This is a genomic window from Oceanobacillus sp. FSL W7-1304, assembly GCF_037969805.1.
Taxonomy (GTDB): domain Bacteria; phylum Bacillota; class Bacilli; order Bacillales; family Amphibacillaceae; genus Oceanobacillus; species Oceanobacillus profundus.
Genome location: NZ_CP150211.1, coordinates 3,453,630 through 3,473,719 on the forward strand (window position 1 = coordinate 3,453,630; position 20,090 = coordinate 3,473,719).

General features: G+C 37.6%; 20 protein-coding genes. 19 read left to right on the forward strand and 1 reads right to left on the reverse strand.

Going from position 1 to position 20,090, the window contains the following annotated elements:
* Window positions 1-14 precede the first annotated feature (14 nt).
* From NYE61_RS17185 to NYE61_RS17265, 17 genes are all read left to right on the forward strand, one after another.
* Window positions 15-557: a PTS glucitol/sorbitol transporter subunit IIC gene (locus tag NYE61_RS17185; RefSeq protein WP_095308023.1), complete on the forward strand. Its 543-nt coding sequence runs from the start codon at window positions 15-17 to the stop codon at window positions 555-557.
* A 26-nt stretch (window positions 558-583) separates the two neighbouring features.
* Window positions 584-1,627 carry a PTS glucitol/sorbitol transporter subunit IIB gene (locus tag NYE61_RS17190; protein WP_303449876.1) on the forward strand — a complete coding sequence of 348 codons (1,044 nt, stop codon included), beginning with the start codon at window positions 584-586 and terminating at the stop codon, window positions 1,625-1,627.
* 25 nt (window positions 1,628-1,652) lie between these two features.
* Window positions 1,653-2,711 carry a zinc-binding dehydrogenase gene (locus NYE61_RS17195; protein WP_303449874.1) on the forward strand — a complete coding sequence of 353 codons (1,059 nt, stop codon included), beginning with the start codon at window positions 1,653-1,655 and terminating at the stop codon, window positions 2,709-2,711.
* A 32-nt stretch (window positions 2,712-2,743) separates the two neighbouring features.
* The gene (locus NYE61_RS17200) at window positions 2,744-3,751 is read left to right on the forward strand and encodes a 2-hydroxyacid dehydrogenase (RefSeq protein WP_303449872.1); all 1,008 of its coding nucleotides are present in this window, start codon (window positions 2,744-2,746) and stop codon (window positions 3,749-3,751) included.
* A 101-nt stretch (window positions 3,752-3,852) separates the two neighbouring features.
* Window positions 3,853-4,236: a transcriptional regulator GutM gene (locus tag NYE61_RS17205; protein WP_095308031.1), complete on the forward strand. Its 384-nt coding sequence runs from the start codon at window positions 3,853-3,855 to the stop codon at window positions 4,234-4,236.
* Between the two features lie 230 nt (window positions 4,237-4,466).
* Entirely contained in the window at window positions 4,467-5,408 is a 942-nt protein-coding gene (locus tag NYE61_RS17210) for a sugar-binding transcriptional regulator (RefSeq protein WP_095308033.1), read from the forward strand.
* 263 nt (window positions 5,409-5,671) lie between these two features.
* Complete coding sequence (locus tag NYE61_RS17215; protein ID WP_251661449.1) at window positions 5,672-6,616, forward strand: sugar-binding transcriptional regulator; 945 nt, start codon at window positions 5,672-5,674, stop codon at window positions 6,614-6,616.
* A gap of 429 nt (window positions 6,617-7,045) precedes the next feature.
* The gene (locus tag NYE61_RS17220; RefSeq protein WP_095308037.1) at window positions 7,046-8,308 is read left to right on the forward strand and encodes a PTS galactitol transporter subunit IIC; all 1,263 of its coding nucleotides are present in this window, start codon (window positions 7,046-7,048) and stop codon (window positions 8,306-8,308) included.
* Between the two features lie 192 nt (window positions 8,309-8,500).
* Window positions 8,501-9,199 (forward strand): SDR family oxidoreductase, encoded by a 699-nt coding sequence (locus NYE61_RS17225; RefSeq protein WP_251661147.1) that lies wholly within the window; start codon window positions 8,501-8,503, stop codon window positions 9,197-9,199.
* Window positions 9,200-9,226: 27 nt separating this feature from the next.
* Window positions 9,227-9,976 carry an SDR family NAD(P)-dependent oxidoreductase gene (locus NYE61_RS17230; RefSeq protein ID WP_303449864.1) on the forward strand — a complete coding sequence of 250 codons (750 nt, stop codon included), beginning with the start codon at window positions 9,227-9,229 and terminating at the stop codon, window positions 9,974-9,976.
* Between the two features lie 22 nt (window positions 9,977-9,998).
* On the forward strand, window positions 9,999-10,991 hold the full coding sequence (locus NYE61_RS17235; protein ID WP_095308043.1) for a thiamine pyrophosphate-dependent dehydrogenase E1 component subunit alpha: 993 nt from the start codon (window positions 9,999-10,001) through the stop codon (window positions 10,989-10,991).
* 12 nt (window positions 10,992-11,003) lie between these two features.
* Window positions 11,004-11,999, forward strand: a complete 996-nt coding sequence (locus NYE61_RS17240; RefSeq protein WP_095308045.1) for an alpha-ketoacid dehydrogenase subunit beta — start codon at window positions 11,004-11,006, stop codon at window positions 11,997-11,999.
* Between the two features lie 12 nt (window positions 12,000-12,011).
* Entirely contained in the window at window positions 12,012-13,334 is a 1,323-nt protein-coding gene (locus NYE61_RS17245) for a dihydrolipoamide acetyltransferase family protein (protein WP_251661142.1), read from the forward strand.
* Between the two features lie 13 nt (window positions 13,335-13,347).
* Complete coding sequence (gene lpdA, locus NYE61_RS17250; protein ID WP_303449860.1) at window positions 13,348-14,727, forward strand: dihydrolipoyl dehydrogenase; 1,380 nt, start codon at window positions 13,348-13,350, stop codon at window positions 14,725-14,727.
* 121 nt (window positions 14,728-14,848) lie between these two features.
* A complete protein-coding gene (locus tag NYE61_RS17255; RefSeq protein WP_303449958.1) occupies window positions 14,849-16,780 on the forward strand; it encodes a fructose-1,6-bisphosphatase in 1,932 nt (643 codons plus the stop codon).
* A gap of 205 nt (window positions 16,781-16,985) precedes the next feature.
* Window positions 16,986-17,162, forward strand: a complete 177-nt coding sequence (locus tag NYE61_RS17260) for a hypothetical protein (protein ID WP_303449859.1) — start codon at window positions 16,986-16,988, stop codon at window positions 17,160-17,162.
* Window positions 17,146-17,475, forward strand: coding sequence for a type II toxin-antitoxin system PemK/MazF family toxin (locus tag NYE61_RS17265; protein ID WP_158586191.1), 330 nt, complete (start codon window positions 17,146-17,148; stop codon window positions 17,473-17,475). The genes NYE61_RS17260 and NYE61_RS17265 overlap by 17 nt, the downstream gene beginning before the upstream one ends.
* A 121-nt stretch (window positions 17,476-17,596) precedes the next feature.
* Here NYE61_RS17265 and ric read toward each other — a convergent pair whose 3' ends face one another.
* Window positions 17,597-18,295, reverse strand: a complete 699-nt coding sequence (ric, locus tag NYE61_RS17270) for an iron-sulfur cluster repair di-iron protein (protein WP_251661136.1) — start codon at window positions 18,293-18,295, stop codon at window positions 17,597-17,599.
* 213 nt (window positions 18,296-18,508) lie between these two features.
* Here ric and NYE61_RS17275 point away from each other — a divergent pair, with 213 nt between their 5' ends.
* Both NYE61_RS17275 and hxlB read left to right on the forward strand, forming a co-directional pair.
* Window positions 18,509-19,513: a substrate-binding domain-containing protein gene (locus NYE61_RS17275; RefSeq protein ID WP_095308056.1), complete on the forward strand. Its 1,005-nt coding sequence runs from the start codon at window positions 18,509-18,511 to the stop codon at window positions 19,511-19,513.
* 17 nt (window positions 19,514-19,530) lie between these two features.
* On the forward strand, window positions 19,531-20,088 hold the full coding sequence (gene hxlB, locus NYE61_RS17280; RefSeq protein WP_095308058.1) for a 6-phospho-3-hexuloisomerase: 558 nt from the start codon (window positions 19,531-19,533) through the stop codon (window positions 20,086-20,088).
* The last annotated feature ends 2 nt before the right edge of the window (window positions 20,089-20,090 follow it).

The following is a 20,090-nucleotide window of genomic DNA, read 5'->3' on the forward strand; positions in this document are numbered from 1 at the left end:
AGGATGGAATTAAGATGGATTTTATGATCGCTATTGCTGATGGCTTTATTGGAATGTTTCAGGCGGGTGCAGAAGTATTTATGGGTTATATGACGGGGATTATACCTTTATTAGTAACGCTAATCACAGCTGTTAATGCGGTAACAAAAATGATTGGTGAGGAGAAGATAAATCGATTCCTTCAAAAAATTACCAAATATGCCTTATTACGCTATACCCTTGTACCACTTATCGCTGTATTCTTTTTTACGAACCCAATGTGTTATACAGTTGGACGTTTCATGCCAGAAAAATATAAACCAGCATTCTATGATTCTGCGGTTTCATTCGTGCATCCAATTACCGGTCTTTTCCCACATGCAAACTCGGCTGAATTATTTATTTGGCTAGGAGTCGCAACAGGGTATGCAACCGCTGGCGGCAGTCAAGCACAATTAGGTCTTATGTTCTTATTAACTGGTTTACTTGTTATTTTAATGAGAGGTCTTGTAACGGAACGAATCAGTGCCTATATGTTTAAAAAACAAGGTTATGAACGAATCCTTAACGAGAAATAAAGTAGAAACGCAGAGGGGGAAATCTTATGGCTAACCATAAGACGGTAATAGTGTCCAAAGGAAAAAATGGCTGGGGTGGACCATTAGAATTAACACCAACCGATGAAAAAAAATATGTCATCAGTGTTACTGGAGGGGGAATCCATCCAGTAGCAAGAGAGATTGCAAGACTTGCAGGTGCTGAGGTAGTTGACTCATTTAAAAATCCAGTAGCAAAAGAGCAAACATTGGTTGCGGTTATTGATTGTGGTGGGACAGCACGGTGCGGAACTTATCCAAGACTAAGAATACCTACTGTTAACGTTAAAGTAATGAGTCCATCTGGACCACTTGCAAAATTTATGACAGAAGATATTTTTGTCTCTGGTGTAACTGTAGGTGATGTCGAGCTCGCTGATAGTGAAACTACCGTTGCTGCAGTACCAAAAACAGAATTGGATGAAGCGGAAGTAAAGAATGCTGAAAAAAACAAAGAAACTGTAGCGGCTGCAGCTGAACCAGTAGAAGATAACAGTACAAACAATGAAATTGAGGGTAATAAAGGTGTTATGGGAATCATTGACAAGATAGCCAAGGGTGCGGGTAGCTTTATGAATATCATGTACCAAGCAGGTCGTGATACCATCGACACAATCATTAAAAATATAATCCCCTTTATGGCGTTCGTTGCAACGTTAATCGGGATTATCAACTATACAGGTATTGGAGAAATATTAGCAAATGTATTTGTACCACTTTCAAATAATATTGGTGGGCTAATTATTTTAGGTGTTATAACCGCGCTTCCATTCCTGTCACCACTACTTGCACCAGGAGCTGTTATCGGTGCAATTATCGGTACATTAGTTGGAAATGAAATTGCAAACGGTAACATTGATATGAGCATTGCGCTTCCTGCATTATTTGCAATTAATGCACAGGTTGGAACTGACTTTATTCCGGTTGGCTTAACACTGGGGGAAGCGAAGCCGGAAACAATTAGTGTTGGAGCACCAGCAATTCTTTTCTCCAGAGTAATCACTGGACCACTAGCAGTTGTCATTGCTTACTTTATGTCGTTTACACTGTAGAAAAGATGATGAAAGGAGGATTAAAATGCTGCCAGATTCATTTCGATTTGGAGTTCTTCTAGAAGCCGGAAAAGCTGAAGTAAGAGAAGGAAGGCTGCCTGATTTAAAAGATGATGAACTGCTGATTAAGCAGGAAGCATGTAATATTTGTACAACCGATTATCAACAATGGCAGGGGAAACGTGAACATCAAGGATACCCCATGGCTGGTGGACATGAATGCTCAGGGATAATTGTCGCTAAGGGAGAAAAAGTAAGTAGCTCTTTAGAGGTTGGAGAGCGGGTCAGTGTGCTATATGACTACTGCGGGGATTGTGAGAAGTGTAAGAAAGGTGACATCACTTCTTGCAAAAGCATAAAACAATTTGGGAAAAATTATTCTGATCAATATTTTGGGATTTTTGGTTTTGCGAATTATTTTATCCGGAAATCCAAAAGTGTTGTGAAAGTTAGTGATGACTTATCTGCTTCTGAGGCAGGATTTGTTGAACCGTTATCATCCGTATTAAAAGGAATTCGAAAACTGCGGATTAACTCAGGACTTGACACTGTCGTTGTTATTGGTGGCGGTACAATGGGATTGCTTAATGCAGCAGTCGCTCAAGCAATGGGGGCAAGAGTCATTGTCTCGGAACGTAATCCCAAAAAAGTAGAGAAGATTAAACAAATGGACTTAGAATTAATTGATGCTGGTGAAACTGATCCAGTGGAGGAAGTTAGAAAACGAACAAATGGCAGCGGTGCAGATATCGTGATTGTTGCAGTCGGTACTTCTTCTGCAAATGAGCAAGCTTTGAATATGATCAAAGATGATGAAGGGAAGGTTCTTTTGTTTGCAGCGGGTTATCCAGCACCGGATTTAAATGTAGATTCCAATGAAATTCATTATAAGCAATGTGAACTTATTGGTACGTACGGCTCAAGCCTCGAGGATTTCAATAATGCAGCAAAAATGCTAAGTGAGCGCCGAATTGATGTAAGTCCTTTAATAGAAGAAGAGATTCCATTATCCAGAATTCAAGAAGCCTATGAAAAAGCAAGTACACGCGGTAATTATCGTATTTCTGTTTTGCTGCATGCATAAGCGTAGAGAAAAAATAATCGGAGGGTGAAAAAATGAAATGTTTAGCAATAGCCGATTTATTTATAGATAAACAAATGATGGAAGAAGGTCTTATTAGTTTAAAAGAGCTAGGTATTGATATTACCATCAAAGAATGGAAGCATAAAGATTTGGAAGCGTTACAGAAGGATAATATTAAACTAGAGTATGAAGGCAGTGAAGCAATTGCGCTTCCTTCTGAACTAACAGATGGCCTGGAAGACTATGATATTATCATTACCCAGTTTGCACCGATTGGAAAAGCAGTCATTGACCAATGCAAAAACTTAAAAGTATTAGGTGTCCTTCGGGCGGGTATTGAAAATGTGAATAGGGAATATGCTGAATCAAAAGGTATTACGGTTTTGAATACACCTGGGCGCAGCACTACAAGTGTATCCGAGTTTGCTGTTGGTATGATTCTAAGTGAAATCCGTAATATTGCCAGAGCTAACTATAAATTAAGAAACGGTGTGTGGGAAAAACATTATCCAAACGGTGTGCTTGCTCCCGAACTAAAGGGCTCAACAGTAGGTTTGATTGGATACGGTGCTATAGGCAGGCGGGTTGCAGAATTACTTCGCCCTTTTGGCAGTGAAATTCTATTCTTCGATGATTATTACCAAGGTGATACACCAGACACAAAAGTTGAAACCCTAGAAGAATTAGTGAAAGAAGCGGACATTATTTCAATGCACTACCGTCTAACGGAACAAACAAAGAACATGATTAATAAAGAACATTTTAGCATGATGAAAAATAATGCAGTGCTCATTAATACGGCTCGTTCTGGATTAGTTAACGAACAGGACTTGGCAGAAGCATTAAGCGAGAAAAAAATTGCTGGTGCTGCCGTGGATGTATATAATGTTGAACCATTGCCAAGCGATCATCCTTACAACGGACTGGATAATATTACGATTACACCACATATTGCAGGCTCAACAATCGGTAACTTTGCTAATTCGCCAATTATATTAAGTGAACGAATTATCGAAGCTTTAGAGCTGACAGTTCATTAATCAGAACAATGGGTGAACGGTTAAATTCTTCATCCATTGTTCATCAACCTCAGTTTCAATCTATCGAATAAATAACATCAATCAGAGCAGGAGGCGAAAAGATGGATCCCTTAGCATTCCTAATGTTATTAGTAGTTGTTCTTGTTATTCAAGCGTTTACGGGAATTTTACATGTGAAATATTATCAGAAAAAAGTAAAGAAGATTACCCAACAATATAGTGAAGGGTACCTTGGTGTGGGGATGACGAAAAAAATGTTCCGGGTTGGAAAGGTAGCTATTGTCGTTACAGATAAAAAAGGAACCATTCAGGAATGTAATATTTTATCAGGACTTACAGTTCTTTCAAGATTTGCAAAGTATAAAGAGTATGTTGGTGAAAATATAAAGGTTATTGATTGGGAGAAGAAGAAGCATAGGCTAGTCGTTCAAGATGCTGTTAAACGAGTAGAAGAGCAAATGAAACGAGAAGCAAAGGTAAGCTAAAGGAAGCAATTATAAAGGTAGAATGTTTCATAGTAAGTGTTAAAATGTAAGTGTTAAAATTAGAAATTTTTGTAAAAAACATGTAAACTTGGTACTGGAAAAGAAGTAATATAGAGGAATTTTGATATCGTTTTAAACTGTATGGATCTGGAGCAGTATTTAATCTATCAAATTCCCTCTCAGCTAAGACAGTAATCTAAATAATTTTCAATAAGAACAGGGTGTAGGAAATGTCCTATCTAGACGATCGGAGATTAATGGTTAAGATTGCAAATCTATATTATGAAGCAGGTGAAACCCAATCAACTATTGCAAAAAAAATTGGAGTAAGTCGGTCATTAATATCGAAGTATTTATCAAAATCAAAGGAATTAGGTATTGTTGAAATTATTATTCATGATGAGGATTATAGTACCGTATCAAGTTTAGAGACAAAGCTAGAAAATCAATACGGATTACGTGAGGCAATTTGTGTGCCTGATACGGAACAAAGTAATTCTAAAATTCAGTTGGGAACGGCGGCAAGTAAATATTTGCATAGAATGATCAGGGATGATCAGGTTGTTGGAGTGTCTTCCGGAACAACTTTATATGAGGTTGCAACCGCAATGTCATCTAATCAGCATTTCCCAAATGTATGCTTTGTTCCTATAGTTGGGGGAATGGGAGACGAGCGTGTAGATATACATGCAAACCATATTGTTGCTAAGCTTGCGGAGGCATTGAAAGCAACCTATCACCTTTTACATGCTCCAGTTGTTGTTGATTCTAAAGAGACGAGGGAAATAATTCTGAAACAACCGTCTATAAAGAATACATTGGAATTGGGAAGCAAGGCAGACATTGCGATTGTAGGAATAGGCGGAACACCAGAGCATTCAACCATGGTTCGATCCTATATTAATTCTGGTATAACAGATGATCTGGATTTTGATGAAATTGCTGGTGATATTTGCTATAACTTTATTAATGAAAATGGAGAAGTAGTAAACAATTCCTGGAATGAAAAAACAATTACACTTGAACTAAATAAGTTAAAGCAAATCCCCCTTGTTGTTGGAGTAGCTGCTGGAGTCGAAAAAGTGAATGCTATTAAAGCGGCATTAAGAGAAGATTTAATTGATGTATTAATAACCGATGAAAAAACTGCTAGATTATTACTGGAAGGTTAGTATTATAAGGATGCTAACCTTTTTTAGTGCGCTAGTATTAGAATTGTACTGCGAAAGAAAGTAATAGTAGTCTTTGACCAGAAGAAATTTCTGCATAATTCATATTGTAGGAGCTGCTGTCTGAGTATGCAAAAACAAATTCTAGTACATCTCTATTTTAAACAGCTGAAGATAATTGACAGCGTTTCATCTGTTCTATATGATAATGTACAAACGTAATATGATAGAACAAATATAATTTTTTCAAAGAAAAGAGCGGTTGTATGTTAGATTGGGAAGAACGACGTTTAATGGTGAAGATAGCTAAGTTATATTATTTTGAAGGTTGGACTCAAGCCCAAATCGCAAAAAAACATAATGTTTCCAGACCTGTCATTTCAAAACTGTTAAATGCTGCAAAAAAAGAAGGAATCGTGGAAATCTATATCAAAGACGAGACAATTCATACGATTGATTTAGAACAGCAGCTTGAGAAGAAGTTTGGATTAAAAGAAGTTATTGTTGTCTCTACTGCAGGTTTTACACAGGAAATGGCCAAGAGGCAGCTTGGAAAAGCAGGAGCATCCTATATTAGTAAAAACCTAAAGAATATTAAAAACATAGGTATTTCTTGGGGAAGTACACTTTTATCTTTGGTTGAAGAATATCCATATGAACGAAATGCTCATATTCGTATTGTACCAATTATTGGTGGAATGGGTAACAATTATGTTCATTTACACTCCAATCAGCTTGCGTTTAATTTAGCGCAAAAAATGAATACATCCTGCATGTATCTTTATGCACCAGCAATGGTTGAAAGTGACGATTTAAAAGAGATGCTCGTTCATACAAAAGATATCGCTATGGTATTAGAAGAAGGCCGAAAAGTTGATATGGCTGTCGTAGGGATAGGAAATCCATTTAAAGATTCAACTTTAGAAGTGATGGGATATTTAAAGGAAAGTGATTTAACTTCATTAAAAAAGGCAGGAGCAGTAGGTAATATCGGATCTTGCTTTTTTAATGAAGTTGGAATGGAGATAGATCACCCCTTAAATGATCGATTTATCGGTTTAAATATCGATGAAATAAAGAATATACCAGAAGTAATTGGTATTGTTGAAGGTTCACATAAACTGGAAAGTATAGAAGCAGCTCTTGTTGGTGGATGTTTAAATGTTCTTATAACAGATGATCGTACTGCACAAGCTTTATTAGATAATTAAAATAAATGCATCCCTTTTTCTTATAGAAAAGGGATGCATCTATTTGTTGCTACAAAAAATTAGATTCAATTTATGTATAAATTAATCAATTGTTCTGAGTGGTTACGAATGTTAATCATGATATTATACAAAGATATGACATTAAGTTGTGATGAAAGCGAATACAAAATCGATATTATTGGTGATAAGATAGAATTATTAAGCAACTGTTAATAGTGGATTTACTTTCATACCGGCTAGTAATGCAGTTAATGTAAGCGATATCAAATAATAGGATTGTTTTGGGAGGGAGTTCTAACTTACATAATAAATCGATGAGAACAAATGAAATTCGCTTAAATAAGGAGGTATTGATGAAAAAGCATATGAAGATTGGTAAGCAAATTTAAATTAAATAGAATTATATTTTTCACTCAAGGGGGAAACAACATGCAAGGATTCGTAGATTTTATACAAGGTTTCTTAGATTTAGGTGCTACCGTAATTCTACCAGTAGCAATCTTTTTGCTTGGCTTATTTTTTGGACAAAAGCCTGGAAAAGCATTTCGTTCGGGTTTAACTATTGGAGTTGCTTTTGTAGGTATATTCTTAGTGATAGATTTGCTTGTTTTAAACCTTGGTCCTGCGGCACAAGGGATGGTAGAACGATTAGGGGTTAACTTAAATGTTATTGATATTGGTTGGCCAGCAGCTTCATCTATTGCTTGGGCATCCCCGCTTTCAGCATTTATCATTCCTTTAGGGTTAGCTGTAAATGTTGTTATGCTGGTTACAAAAACAACCAAAACGATGAATGTTGATATTTGGAATTTTTGGCACTATGCATTTATGGCAGCAATGGTTTATGCACTAACTGGAAACGTTTGGATAAGCCTTGCCGCAGCGATTATCTTCCAAGTTATCACACTAGTGATGGCTGATCGCTTAGCTCCAATGGTTGCTGATTATTATGAAATGCCAGGTGTGTCGTTAACTACTGCAACAACACTTTCTTACGTCCCGATTGGTATTCCAATCGTAAAGCTGCTTCAAAAAATCCCTGGGTTAAAGGATTGGGATGCAGATCCAGATTCAATTCAGAAAAGATTTGGTATTTTAGGAGAATCGATTTTCATTGGACTCGTACTTGGAGCAGGGATTGGTGCATTAGCTGGATATAGTGTGGGTGATATTATTGAAATCGGTATGTCCATGGCAGCGGTAATGGTTTTGATGCCGCGAATGGTAAAAATTTTAATGGAAGGACTAATGCCAGTATCGGAATCAGCACGGGAATGGTTAAATAAGCGATTTGGAGATAGAGAGATTTATATTGGACTTGATGCAGCTGTGGCTCTAGGTAATCCCGCAGTAATTTCAACAGCATTGATTCTTGTTCCAATAACAGTCGTATTAGCAGTGATTTTACCTGGTAACGCATTACTTCCGTTTGGAGACTTGGCAACGATTCCGTTTATTGTTGCATTTATCGTAGGTGCTGCGCGCGGAAATATTGTTCACTCCGTTATTGCAGGAACCATTGTAATTGCTATGTCACTCTACATGGCGACAGACTTAGCTGTGATATATACTGATATGGCGGTGAAAGCAGAGTTTAATATGCCTGAGGGAGCTACCATGGTTTCAAGTATTGACCAAGCAGGTAATTTAATTCATTACGTCATTTATAAAGTAGTTGAACTTTTCCATTAAATAATAGCTAAAGGAATTCATTGAACACGGTTCATTTAGGAAATAAATAATACCACCTCTCTTCCATTTGCAGAGAGGTGTATTTTTGATTGCGATAAGAACATATGTAATATAAATGTTGACAAAATACCATTTATAAGTTATATTTTATACAAATGTAACTGCTAAGAACAAATGTAAAGGAGGTTGGAGATGATTCAATTTGATTTACAGAACAAGGTAGTATTTGTTTTTGATGGCGATCATCAAGTAGGCAAAGAAATTATTCGGTTATATACAGAAGCAGGGGCAAAGATATTGTTTTTAAGCAGAACGGCCCCAGAGGATGAAAGCATATTTATTTTAAAATATAAAGATGGATCTTCTAGTAATGATATAGGTCCAGTGAATCTTGAAAATAGTTCATTTCTTCAAGGATTACCAGATTTACATCAAATTGATATTATTATTAATAATTTGGAAACGGATACAGGAAAGGAAATTATAGATATAACCCCTGAGGAATGGGAGAACGTAATGTTTATTAATTTGGATGTACCTTTTCAATTAATAAAAATGATAACTCCATTGATGGAAAAGCAGAATGATGGAGTAATCATTAACGTCTCCTCAACGAGTGCGATAGATGGGGGGAATGGTGATACTGCCTATGCTGCTAGTAAGAGTGCATTAGAATCCATGAATAAGGCCCTATCCAGAGAGTTAGCGTCAAGTAACATTAGAGTCAATGCTGTAAGTGTTGGGAAATATGACACAAGTGATTCTATTCCATTGGGGCGCAAAGTAACAGCAAGCGAAATTGCCAATACCATATTAATGCTAACAACACCGATGGCGAGCTATATGAATGGGCAAACGATTCTATTAGATGGTGGAAAAACACTAGCTTAAGAATGGCTATTAAAATGGGGTGAATATATGGAGCAGAAAAAAGCAATCTTGGTTATTGGCGGAGCGGCGGGAATTGGAAAGGATTATGTGAAAAATAGAGCGGCTAGGGGAGATTCTGTAATATTTACAGATCTAAATAAAGAGGCTGGAGAAGCATTAGTTAATGAATTAGCTTTAAAAGGTAAAGAAGCAACTTTTTTTCAGCATGATGTAACCGATTGGGAGAATACGAAGGGAATAATAAATAAGGTGATCAAACAGTTTGGAAGAATAGATACGCTTGTACATTCTGCAGGCATTACGGTATCTAAATCTTTTGGAGAGCTGACCTTCCCGACGTGGAAAAAAACAATTTCCGTAAATTTAACAGGATTATTCTACGCTGTAAAAGCTGTAATCCCGGAAATGCTGCATCATAAAGGCGGTAATATCATTATCATCGGATCAGGATCAGCTATTACTGGAACTGGCGGTGGTGTTCATTATGCAGCATCAAAAGGTGGAGCGTTTGGATTAATGAGGGCTATTGCCAGTAAGTACAGTCACTTAGGAATAAAAATTAATCTTGTTGCACCAAGGGTAATTCAAACCGAAATGCTTGATCGGCTATACCCGACAGAAGAGAGCTTGGAGAAATTAGTACAGAAAATACCCGTAAGAAAAATTGGAACGTTGTCTGATACAACGAATGCGATAAATTTCCTGGCTTCTAAAGAGTCCGATTATATACAAGGACAGGTGCTGCTAATTGACGGCGGAAGAACATTTTTATCATAAAAACAAAGGGAGAGTGAACAGAATGGAACAAACCAAAACATTAAAACTCGTTCCAGAACTATCAAATGAAAAATTGAAAGGGCTTTACAAACAAATGTGGTTAATTCGCTACTTTGATGAACAAGTAGATCAATTCTTCGCAAAAGGAATGATTCATGGAACAACTCACTTGGCTGTTGGGCAGGAAGCAACTGCTGCAGGTGCATGTGCATTGCTTTCCGACGAGGATAAAATTACAAGTACACACAGAGGACATGGTCATAGTATTGCAAAAGGCGGCCGTGTCGATAAGATGATGGCAGAATTATTCGGAAGAACGACTGGATATTGTAAAGGAAAAGGCGGTTCCATGCACATTGCGGACTTGGATAAAGGTAACCTTGGAGCAATGGGGATTGTCGGTGGTGGAATACCTTTAGCTGTTGGTTCGGCGCTTACAGCACATATGAAGAAGCTGGACTATGTAACGGTTTGTTTCTTTGGTGATGGTGCGTCGAATGAAGGAAGTTTTCATGAAGCGATCAATATGGCTTCGATTTGGGATTTGCCGGTCGTGTTTTTCTGTGAAAATAATCAGTATGGCATGTCTGGTAACGTAAGTGAAATGACAAATGTGGAGAATATTGCAGATCGTGCTGCTGCATATGGTATTCCCGGCGTTGTTATTGATGGAAACGATATTATCGAAGTCATCAATGCTACCTATGAGGCGACAGAACGTGCGCGTCTTGGAGAAGGACCAACATTAATAGAAGCAAAAACATATCGCTGGAAGGGCCATTCGAAAAGTGATGCAAAAAAATATCGTACACGTGATGAAGAAAAGGATTGGAGAGATAATCGGGATCCAATCAAACGATTCAAGGAAGACTTGGTGGAAGCTGGAATTGCAACGGAAGATGAGTTAGAAACACTGAAGAAAGCAGCTAAGCAAGAGATGGATGATGCAGTTGAATTTGCGCAGAATAGTCCAATGCCGTCACTGGATGAATTATTAACGGATGTATATGCATAGGAGGGGATTTTAATGAGAGAGATAACTTATTTAGAAGCTGTCAGAGAAGCAATGAGTATTGAAATGCGTAAAAACGACGATGTGTTTTTAATGGGTGAGGATATTGGTGTTTATGGTGGAGCATTTGGTGTATCACGTGGAATGATTGAGGAATTTGGTCCGGAACGTATCCGTAATACACCGATTAGTGAAGCAGGAATAGCAGGTGCAGCAGTAGGTTCTGCATTAACGGGAATGCGCCCGATTATGGAATTACAGTTTTCGGATTTTATCACAATTGCACTGGATCAGATTGTAAACCAAGCTGCGAAATTACGTTATATGTACGGTGGAAAAGGAAAAGTTCCAATGGTTGTTCGAACACCAAGTGGCTCTGGAACAGGAGCAGCAGCACAGCATTCACAAAGTTTAGAAGCTTGGGTTACCCATATTCCGGGATTAAAGGTAGTACAGCCATCAACTGCATATGATGCGAAAGGGTTACTGAAAGCAGCCATGGATGATGATAACCCAGTTATTTTTTATGAACATAAACTATTATATAAAACAAGCTCGGAAGTGCCGGAAGAGGAATACAGCATTCCATTAGGAAAAGCAGAAGTGAAGCGTGAAGGAACAGATATTACAATTGTTGCTACTGCTATTATGGTTCATAAAGCACTAGAAGCAGCAGCGGAGCTAGAAAAAGAAGGAATCAGTGTCGAAGTTGTTGATCCGCGTACCCTTGTTCCATTAGATACAGAAACGATTATCGAATCAGTTGCAAAAACAGGGCATCTCGTTGTCGTGCATGAAGCGGTAAAACGTGGTGGATTTGGAGGAGAAATTGCCAGTATGATTGCTGAAAGTGAAGCATTTGACTATTTAGATGCACCAATCAAGCGATTAGGCGGTGTAGAAACACCGATTCCATATAATCCAGAATTAGAAAAAGCCGCCATTCCGCAGGTACCGGATATTGTAAATGCTGTAAAAGAAACGTTAACGAAAAAAGCTGTGGCCAAGTAAGGGGGAGCGGACATGTTAAAAGAAGTATTTATGCCGAAATTAAGTAGTACGATGGAAGTTGGTACCTTACTTGAATGGTTTAAAGAAGAAGGAGAGTCCGTTGAAGTAGGAGAACCTTTATTTGAAATCATGACGGACAAAATCAATATAGAAGTAGAGTCCTATGAAGAAGGAATTTTGCTGAAAAAATATTATGATGTGGAAGATGAAGTTCCGGTAAATGAGATTGTCGCATTCATCGGGGAGGCAAATGATAAGGCACCAGATAATCCGCCAGCAGCAAGTAATGAGGAACAGGTGGAAGAAGAGACTGCAGCAGAAAAAGCAGTTTCACAGGAGGAAGCTGCAACGAGTGGAGCATCAATCAGTAAAGTACGGGCTACTCCTGCAGCAAGAAGGGTAGCTCGAGAAAATAACCTGTCCATAGAAATCATTCAAGGAACAGGTTCAAATGGTCGTATCCATGAACAAGATGTCATAGCAGCACTAAACACGGATTCTAGTAAACTTGTAACCCCTCTAGCAGCGAAAATTGCAGCAGACCAAGGCATTGACCCTGATTCTATTCAGGGAACAGGTGCGAGAGGGAAGGTCGTTAAACAAGATGTGTTAGGTCAGCAAAATACTTCAGCTCAAGAAACAGGAGAGCTGGAACGAATCAAATTAAAAGGTCTTCGTAAAGCTGTTGCGGATAAGATGTTACAAAGTGCACGCTCTATTCCACATGTAACGTTAACAACAGATGTCGATATGTCAAAAGCCATCGAGGTACGTAAGGCATTACTGCCAACAATCGAAGCGCAAACTGGCTATCGGGTATCCTATACAGAAATTATTATGAAAGCTACTGCAAGTGTACTGAAAAATCATCCAAGAGTGAATGCATCCCTTATTGATAATGAAATTGTTATGAATCAAGCAATTAATCTAGGATTGGCAGTTGCTGTTGAAGATGGATTGATTGTTCCTTCTGTACCAAACGTTGACAAAGCAGGTCTGGCAGAATTAACAACGCTAAGTAAAGGGCTTGGGACGAAAGCGAGAAATAACAAACTGACACCAGATGAAATGCGAGGAAGTACGTTTACGATAAGTAACTTAGGAATGTATGCAATAGATGGCTTTACTCCAATTATTAATGCACCAGAAACAGCAATTCTAGGTGTTGGCAGAATCGTAGAGAAAGCCGTAGTGATTGATCACGTTGTTGAAGTGCGACCAATGATGGTATTAAGTCTTTCTTTTGATCACCGAGCAATTGATGGTGCACCTGCTGCAGCCTTCTTAACAGAGCTAAAAGAACGTTTAGAAAATCCATGGACATTATTGGTATAGGGGGCTGGGAGCAATGCAAAAGTTTGATGTAGCAATCGTTGGTGGTGGACCTGGCGGTTATGTAGCAGCCATTCGTGCAGCAAAGCAAGGACTAAATGTCGCTTTAGTTGAGGGAAGAGATTTAGGTGGGACATGTTTGAATAGAGGATGTATCCCATCGAAGACACTATTAAAACATGCGGAAGTACTAGATCAAATTAAGAATGCACAAGCGTTTGGCATCACCGTAAATGATGTTTCCTATTCGATTGAAGCAATGGTAAAAAGAAAAAATACGGTTGTAAACACGTTGAAAAATGGAATCAAAGGATTGCTGAAACAAAACAAAATTAAGGTTTTCGAAGGCTATGGCGTCGTATCAGAAAATAAAACAATAATTATTTCTTTAGCTAATGAAAATAAGACCATTCTAGCAGAAAATATTATACTTGCAACTGGATCCAAACCATTTGTGCCTCCGTTACCTGGTTTAGATGAAGTTTCTTACCATACAAGTGACACGATTTTTGATATTGAAGAGGTCCCATCTAAGCTGGTTATTGTAGGTGGAGGTGTAATTGGATTAGAAATTGGGTGTATTTTTAATCGCTTGGGTACAGAGGTAGAAGTTGTCGAGATGGCTGAAAGTATCATCCCGAATGAAGACGAAGATGCAACGAAATTTCTAACAAAGCAATTGAAAAAAAGCGGCATCTCCATTCATACAGGAACGAAGATTACCGGGTTTAAACCGAATAACGGAAAAACAATTGTGGAGATGGAAAAAAATTCGAAGAAACAAATGATTGAAACAGATAACGTTTTAGTTGCAGTTGGAAGGGAACCAAACGTAACAGGAATCGAAGACCTTCCTATTGCGTTTGAAGGGAAATTTGTAGATATAAATCAATCCATGGAAACGTCAATCTCTGGAATTTATGCGATTGGTGATTTAGTTGGAGGCTACCAGTTAGCGCATGCTGCAAGTGAAGAAGGAATCAGGGCTGTTAAACATATCGTAGGAAAGGAAGTTCATGGAGAAGCAATTATCCCGCGTTGTGTCTATTCATTCCCGGAAATTGCAAGTGTAGGTTTAACAGAAACGGAAGCAAAAAAAGCAGGATATCAGGTTAAAGTTAAAAAAGTCGATCTTGCTGCCAATGGAAAAGCAATTACTGCCAATGAAAACAATGGCTTCATGAAAATAATTGCAGATGAAAAATACGGTGAAATTCTTGGTGTTGTGATGGTTGGTGCTCATGTAACAGAGATGATTAGTGCAGGTACTGCGTTTATGCATTTAGAAGGTACGGTAGAGGAAATTGAAAGTATGGTTTTCCCGCATCCGACCGTTTCAGAAGCATTGTTTGAAACCGCAGCAGCGTGGATGGGAAATGGAATCCATTATAATTAAGAGATAAACGAAATAAAACGGATAAACCAAAGACTAGCAATTCATTTCTGCTAGTCTTTTTGGTATAGTAGTTGCAATAGCTTATATCTACATAAAATGACTTCAAGAGGGGATGGATATGTTGAAGGAGAAATTCTTAGACTTATTGGCACAGAAATATGATAGTGAAGAAAAAGTAGTTACAGAGATTATTAATCTGGAGGCCATCCTCGATTTACCAAAAGGAACAGAGCACTTTGTAAGTGACTTACATGGGGAGTACCAAGCCTTTCAGCATGTATTACGAAATGGTTCCGGTAAAGTGAAGGAAAAAATCAGGGATATTTTTAAACATGAATTATCGGAAGAAGAAATTAATGAATTCGCGACATTAGTCTATTATCCGGAAGAAAAACTGCAATTAATACGGGATCAATTTGACAATAATCAAGAATTAAATGCATGGTATTCCAAAACGATTGATCAGATCATTCGGCTCATTCCCTATGCGTCTTCTAAATACACTCGATCCAAGTTACGTAAAGCATTACCGAAGCAATTTGTATATATCATAGAAGAGTTGCTTTACAAAACTGATGAATATACAAATAAAAAGCATTACTATTCCAAGATTGTCCAAAAAGTAATTTCACTTGGTCAGGCGGATAAACTCATTATAGGTCTTGCCTATACGACGCAACAGTTAGTTGTCGACCATCTTCATGTAGTGGGGGACATTTATGACCGTGGTCCTGAACCAGATAAAATCATGGAAGCGCTTATCAATTATCATTCCCTGGATATACAGTGGGGAAATCACGATGTACTATGGATTGGTGCTTTTTCAGGGTCGAAGGTTTGTCTAGCTAATATACTCCGGATCTGTGCGCGGTATGACAATTTGGATATTATTGAAGATGTGTATGGCATCAATCTTAGACCACTTTTGAATCTTGCAGAGAAGTACTATGAGGACAATCCTGCATTCAGACCAAAAAGACATTCCAATAAACAGCAATCCGCAGAAGAACAATTACAAATCACCAAAATACATCAAGCAATCGCAATGATTCAGTTTAAACTCGAGATGCCAATCATAAAACGACGTACTTACTTTAATATGTCGAAAAGGCTTTTACTAGAAAAAATCGATTATGAAAACAATGAAATTACGATTCAAGGAAACACCTATTCCTTGGAAAATACTTGTTTTGCAACCATTAATCCAGACCAGCCTGATGAATTATTGGAGGAAGAAAAACAAGTAATGGATAAGCTATTATTTTCTGTCCAGCATTCAGAAAAACTAGCAAGGCATATGGAATTTTTAATGAAAAAAGGCACACTTTATTTAAGATATAATGGGAATTTATTAATACATGGCTGCATGCCGATAGATGAAAACGGGAATATGGAAAAAATGGTTATTGAAAATAAAGCATATGCAGGTCGTGAGCTACTTGATATTTTCGAGCAATATTTGCGATATGCTTTTGCAAACCGCGAGGTAACCGATGACCTTGCAACGGATATGGTTTGGTATTTATGGACTGGAGAATATTCCTCCCTTTTTGGGAAAAGGGAAATGACTACCTTTGAAAGGTACTTTATTAAGGATAAGGCTACACACAAAGAGAGAAAGAATCCATATTATTATTTGCGAGAAAAGGAGGAGATTTGCAGAAAGATTTTAGAAGAATTTGATCTTGATCCAGATCAAGGTCATATTATCAATGGCCATACACCAGTGAAGGAGATTGACGGAGAAAATCCGATCAAAGCAAATGGTAAAATGATTGTCATTGACGGCGGCTTTTCAAAGGCTTATCAACCAACAACAGGAATTGCGGGTTATACATTACTATATAATTCGTTCGGCATGCAATTGGTTGCCCATCAGCATTTTAGCTCGAAGGAAGATGTTTTGCGAAATGGTAATGATGTGCTGTCTGTAAGACGATTAGTAGATAAAGAGCTAGAGAGGAAAAAGGTGTCCGAAACGAATGTTGGCGAAAAGCTGATACAGGAAATTAATATGTTGAATAGTTTGTTGAAGTACAGGTATATGAAGTGAAGGTAATGCACTTATAAATACACTATTGACAGGGGATATAAAATGAAAATACACTCATTACTACTGATATCAGTGGTTGTGGGTGTTTCTTGTTTTGTCCGTGAGCGTGTATGGTAACTTTTATCGTTCAGTCATTGCAGGAATATAATGACTACAGTACAATTAAAAGTGTAAAATTTACTTTAGTAAGGAGGAAAAGGATAAAGTGTCTGCGGAAGAGAAGATTATTGAGGAAATTGAAAAATTGCCGAATGAAACGAAAAAGCATGTATTAAAAAAGCTTCATGAAAAGTATTTTACTAAGCATGAAGTGTTTGTAGCAGATGAAAACTATGATTTCTGGCTAAATGAAAAGGATGAGGAATATGAATCCGATATATAGTCAGGGTGATGTATGGCTAGCAAAGGTATACTTTAAAATGCAGGAGCAATTTAAGCATCGACCAATTGTTATAGTAGGTCGGGATATCACGATTGATATTGACATAATTATTTCTCCTATAACAAGTAGTGAACCAAGAAATGAGTTCGATGTAATCATTCATTATTGGAAAGAAGCCGGATTACGACACCTTTCAGTTGCTCGCACGACAAAGATTCATGCGGTACCTCGATCATCATTGATCAAAAGAATTGGATCTCTACATGAATATGACCTTCAAAGAATTCTTCAGAAGTGCAGAACACTTTTTTAAACTTCAAACGTTTATCGGCCACTCTTTTAAAGGGTAGACTAAAAACATGACTTCTAGTAGTTTTATTGGGTACACATGAAAAAAAAAGAGATCGGAAGTCAATCACTTCCGATCTCAAATTTTATGATTTAATCCGTTTAAACAGTACATTATTTTCTAAGTGAACGTGCTGGAATGTATCTGTTTCTAACTCAGCTAATCGTGCATACGTTATTTGATAGGAATTGCAAGCTCCAGCCGGAGGGATGAAATCATTTGTAATTTCTCGCATTCTTTTTAAAATGTTCCCCTGTGATTCGTGCTCATCCTCTAAACCACCATTCGCTATATGAATCTGCTCTGCAAGCTCTTGACTTGGATTTTTTTCATATTCCTTAACCAACGGAAATACTTCATTTTCTTCTTTGACCATATGTGCTTCCATATCCACTTTAAAATCATTATATAATCTGTGCAGTTCTTGAAGATGGGGATGAGCATCTCCATGTACACGAAAAATTTTGGTTACAAACTGTCCTAATGGAGAAAGTTCTTCATTTAAATAAGCATGGTGTTTGTGGACAATATGATCTACTAATTCGGAAAGTGGCACCCGGTCCCAATCGATAACTTCATGATCTTCTTTACTCCAGATTTCAAATGCTGTATTCAATTCTGATAGAACGGCTACTTCATCCATGTTTTTTTCAGTAAATACTGTACCTAATGGGCGATCCCCACCACAGCAAAAGTCGATACGTCGTTTCTTGAATAAATCACTCGCTTTTGGAAAAACCTTCACGATTTCTGCTGGTGTATGCTCAACTGTAAATGAATTCATAATATGACCTCCTATTTATCAATCTATCTTTATGATAAATGAGGTTGTTCGTTTTTTCTGTGATGGAAATCACATGGATTAAGATTATCCGATCAATTTAATTATATTCTAATAAAATAAAAATAATCCCTTGTAAAACGCTTACAACTATTATATACTTTTACTAAATCGGTTTACTAAATCGATTTAGTAATGAATTTTAGGAGCAAACAGATGAAAAAGACGACAATAGCTGATGTTGCAAAACATGCAAACGTATCAAAAAGTACAGTATCTCAATATCTGAACCAGCGCTTCGACTATATGGGGGAGCAAACAAAAGAACGGATTGAAAAGGCAATTGCTGAGTTAAAGTACAGTCCCAATATTTTGGCAAGGGGTTTGAAGCAAAAATCTTCCACAACAATTGGTGTTATTGTAGCGAATATTTTACATGTGTTTTCCACACAAGTTATCCGAGCTATTGAAGATTTTTGTAATGAAAAAGATTTCCACGTTATTGTTTGTAACGCAGATGATGACCCGGTTAAAGAAAAACGGTACATTGAGATGCTTCGAGCAAAACAGGTGGATGGGATCATTGCCTTTCCTACTGGAGAAAACGTTGAGTTATACAAAGGAATAATAGAAGAAAATTACCCAGTAGTTTTTATGGATAGATTGATTCCTGGGATTACCATTAATACGATTTTACTGGATAATGAACAAGCAGCATTTTTAGCGGTTGATGAATTTATAAAAAAGGGACATGAGCGTATAGGAGTGGTTTCTCCTCCATTAACGCAAAACGTTACGCCAAGATTTGAACGTATGGAAGGGTATAAAAAGGCATTAGAGAACTATGGCATCCAGTTTAATCCAGATTATATTCAAAGTGGAGAGATAGAGGAAATGCACAGGAAATTAAAGCAAATGATGTGTTTGCCTGTGCCTCCAACTGCAATACTTGCAATAAATGATCGTACGTTAATTGAAATATTAACGTACACAAAAGAAGAACAGCTGCGGATACCAGAAGATTTGGCATTAATCAATGTCGATGATGTATCTTTTGCAGGCATTTATAATCCAGCACTGACAACAATAGCCCAGCCGGCATTTGAAATGGGAAAAAAGGCAGCGGAAGTTCTTTTTGATTTGATGCGTGACAAAAATGTATCTGCCGATGCGAAAGTATATCGTTTTAAACCAGAGCTAATCGTAAGAGAATCTTGTTAAAGAAAGGTTGATCAGCCGTGAAAAATATAATTAACACTGTTGCATTAGAAGTGAAGGAAGTATTGGAAAAAACCGATTTCAATGAATCAATGAAACTTGCAGAGGAAATTGATCGTGCCAGTCGGATATTTATAGCGGGAACAGGACGATCAGGACTAATTGGCAAAGTAATAGCTATGCGATTAATGCATAGCGGCTATCCAGTATATGTTATTGGTGAGACGATAACGCCAAGTATCGGTTCGGATGATTTACTGCTCATTATCTCGGGATCAGGAAGTACCAGTTCACTTATAAATTATGCTGAGAAAGCAAAAGAGATTGATGCCACAGTTGCATTAGTAACAACAAATAAAGATTCGAAGATAGGAAGCATAAGTGATTATCTCCTTACCATTCCAGCAGCAACAAAGAAACGTCTGGACTCTGAACCACCTACCATCCAGCCGCTTGGAAATCAATTTGATCAGTCGGCACATTTGCTGCTTGATGCAATTGTTGTATACCTTCTGGAAAATAAGCCAGATAGAAACAGCCATGCAAGCTTAAATCAAAAACATACAAATCTAGAATAATA

Coding starts and splice junctions, on each gene's coding strand:
- NYE61_RS17245 (WP_251661142.1), top strand. CDS start 12,012: ATGTTAAAAGAAGTATTTATGCCGAAATTAAGTAGTACGATGGAAGTT.
- NYE61_RS17185 (WP_095308023.1), top strand. CDS start 15: ATGGATTTTATGATCGCTATTGCTGATGGCTTTATTGGAATGTTTCAG.
- NYE61_RS17235 (WP_095308043.1), top strand. CDS start 9,999: ATGGAACAAACCAAAACATTAAAACTCGTTCCAGAACTATCAAATGAA.
- NYE61_RS17265 (WP_158586191.1), top strand. CDS start 17,146: ATGAATCCGATATATAGTCAGGGTGATGTATGGCTAGCAAAGGTATAC.
- NYE61_RS17225 (WP_251661147.1), top strand. CDS start 8,501: ATGATTCAATTTGATTTACAGAACAAGGTAGTATTTGTTTTTGATGGC.
- NYE61_RS17275 (WP_095308056.1), top strand. CDS start 18,509: ATGAAAAAGACGACAATAGCTGATGTTGCAAAACATGCAAACGTATCA.
- NYE61_RS17200 (WP_303449872.1), top strand. CDS start 2,744: ATGAAATGTTTAGCAATAGCCGATTTATTTATAGATAAACAAATGATG.
- NYE61_RS17210 (WP_095308033.1), top strand. CDS start 4,467: ATGTCCTATCTAGACGATCGGAGATTAATGGTTAAGATTGCAAATCTA.
- NYE61_RS17215 (WP_251661449.1), top strand. CDS start 5,672: ATGTTAGATTGGGAAGAACGACGTTTAATGGTGAAGATAGCTAAGTTA.
- NYE61_RS17190 (WP_303449876.1), top strand. CDS start 584: ATGGCTAACCATAAGACGGTAATAGTGTCCAAAGGAAAAAATGGCTGG.
- NYE61_RS17240 (WP_095308045.1), top strand. CDS start 11,004: ATGAGAGAGATAACTTATTTAGAAGCTGTCAGAGAAGCAATGAGTATT.
- NYE61_RS17205 (WP_095308031.1), top strand. CDS start 3,853: ATGGATCCCTTAGCATTCCTAATGTTATTAGTAGTTGTTCTTGTTATT.
- NYE61_RS17220 (WP_095308037.1), top strand. CDS start 7,046: ATGCAAGGATTCGTAGATTTTATACAAGGTTTCTTAGATTTAGGTGCT.
- lpdA (WP_303449860.1), top strand. CDS start 13,348: ATGCAAAAGTTTGATGTAGCAATCGTTGGTGGTGGACCTGGCGGTTAT.
- NYE61_RS17195 (WP_303449874.1), top strand. CDS start 1,653: ATGCTGCCAGATTCATTTCGATTTGGAGTTCTTCTAGAAGCCGGAAAA.
- NYE61_RS17230 (WP_303449864.1), top strand. CDS start 9,227: ATGGAGCAGAAAAAAGCAATCTTGGTTATTGGCGGAGCGGCGGGAATT.
- ric (WP_251661136.1), bottom strand. CDS start 18,295: ATGAATTCATTTACAGTTGAGCATACACCAGCAGAAATCGTGAAGGTT.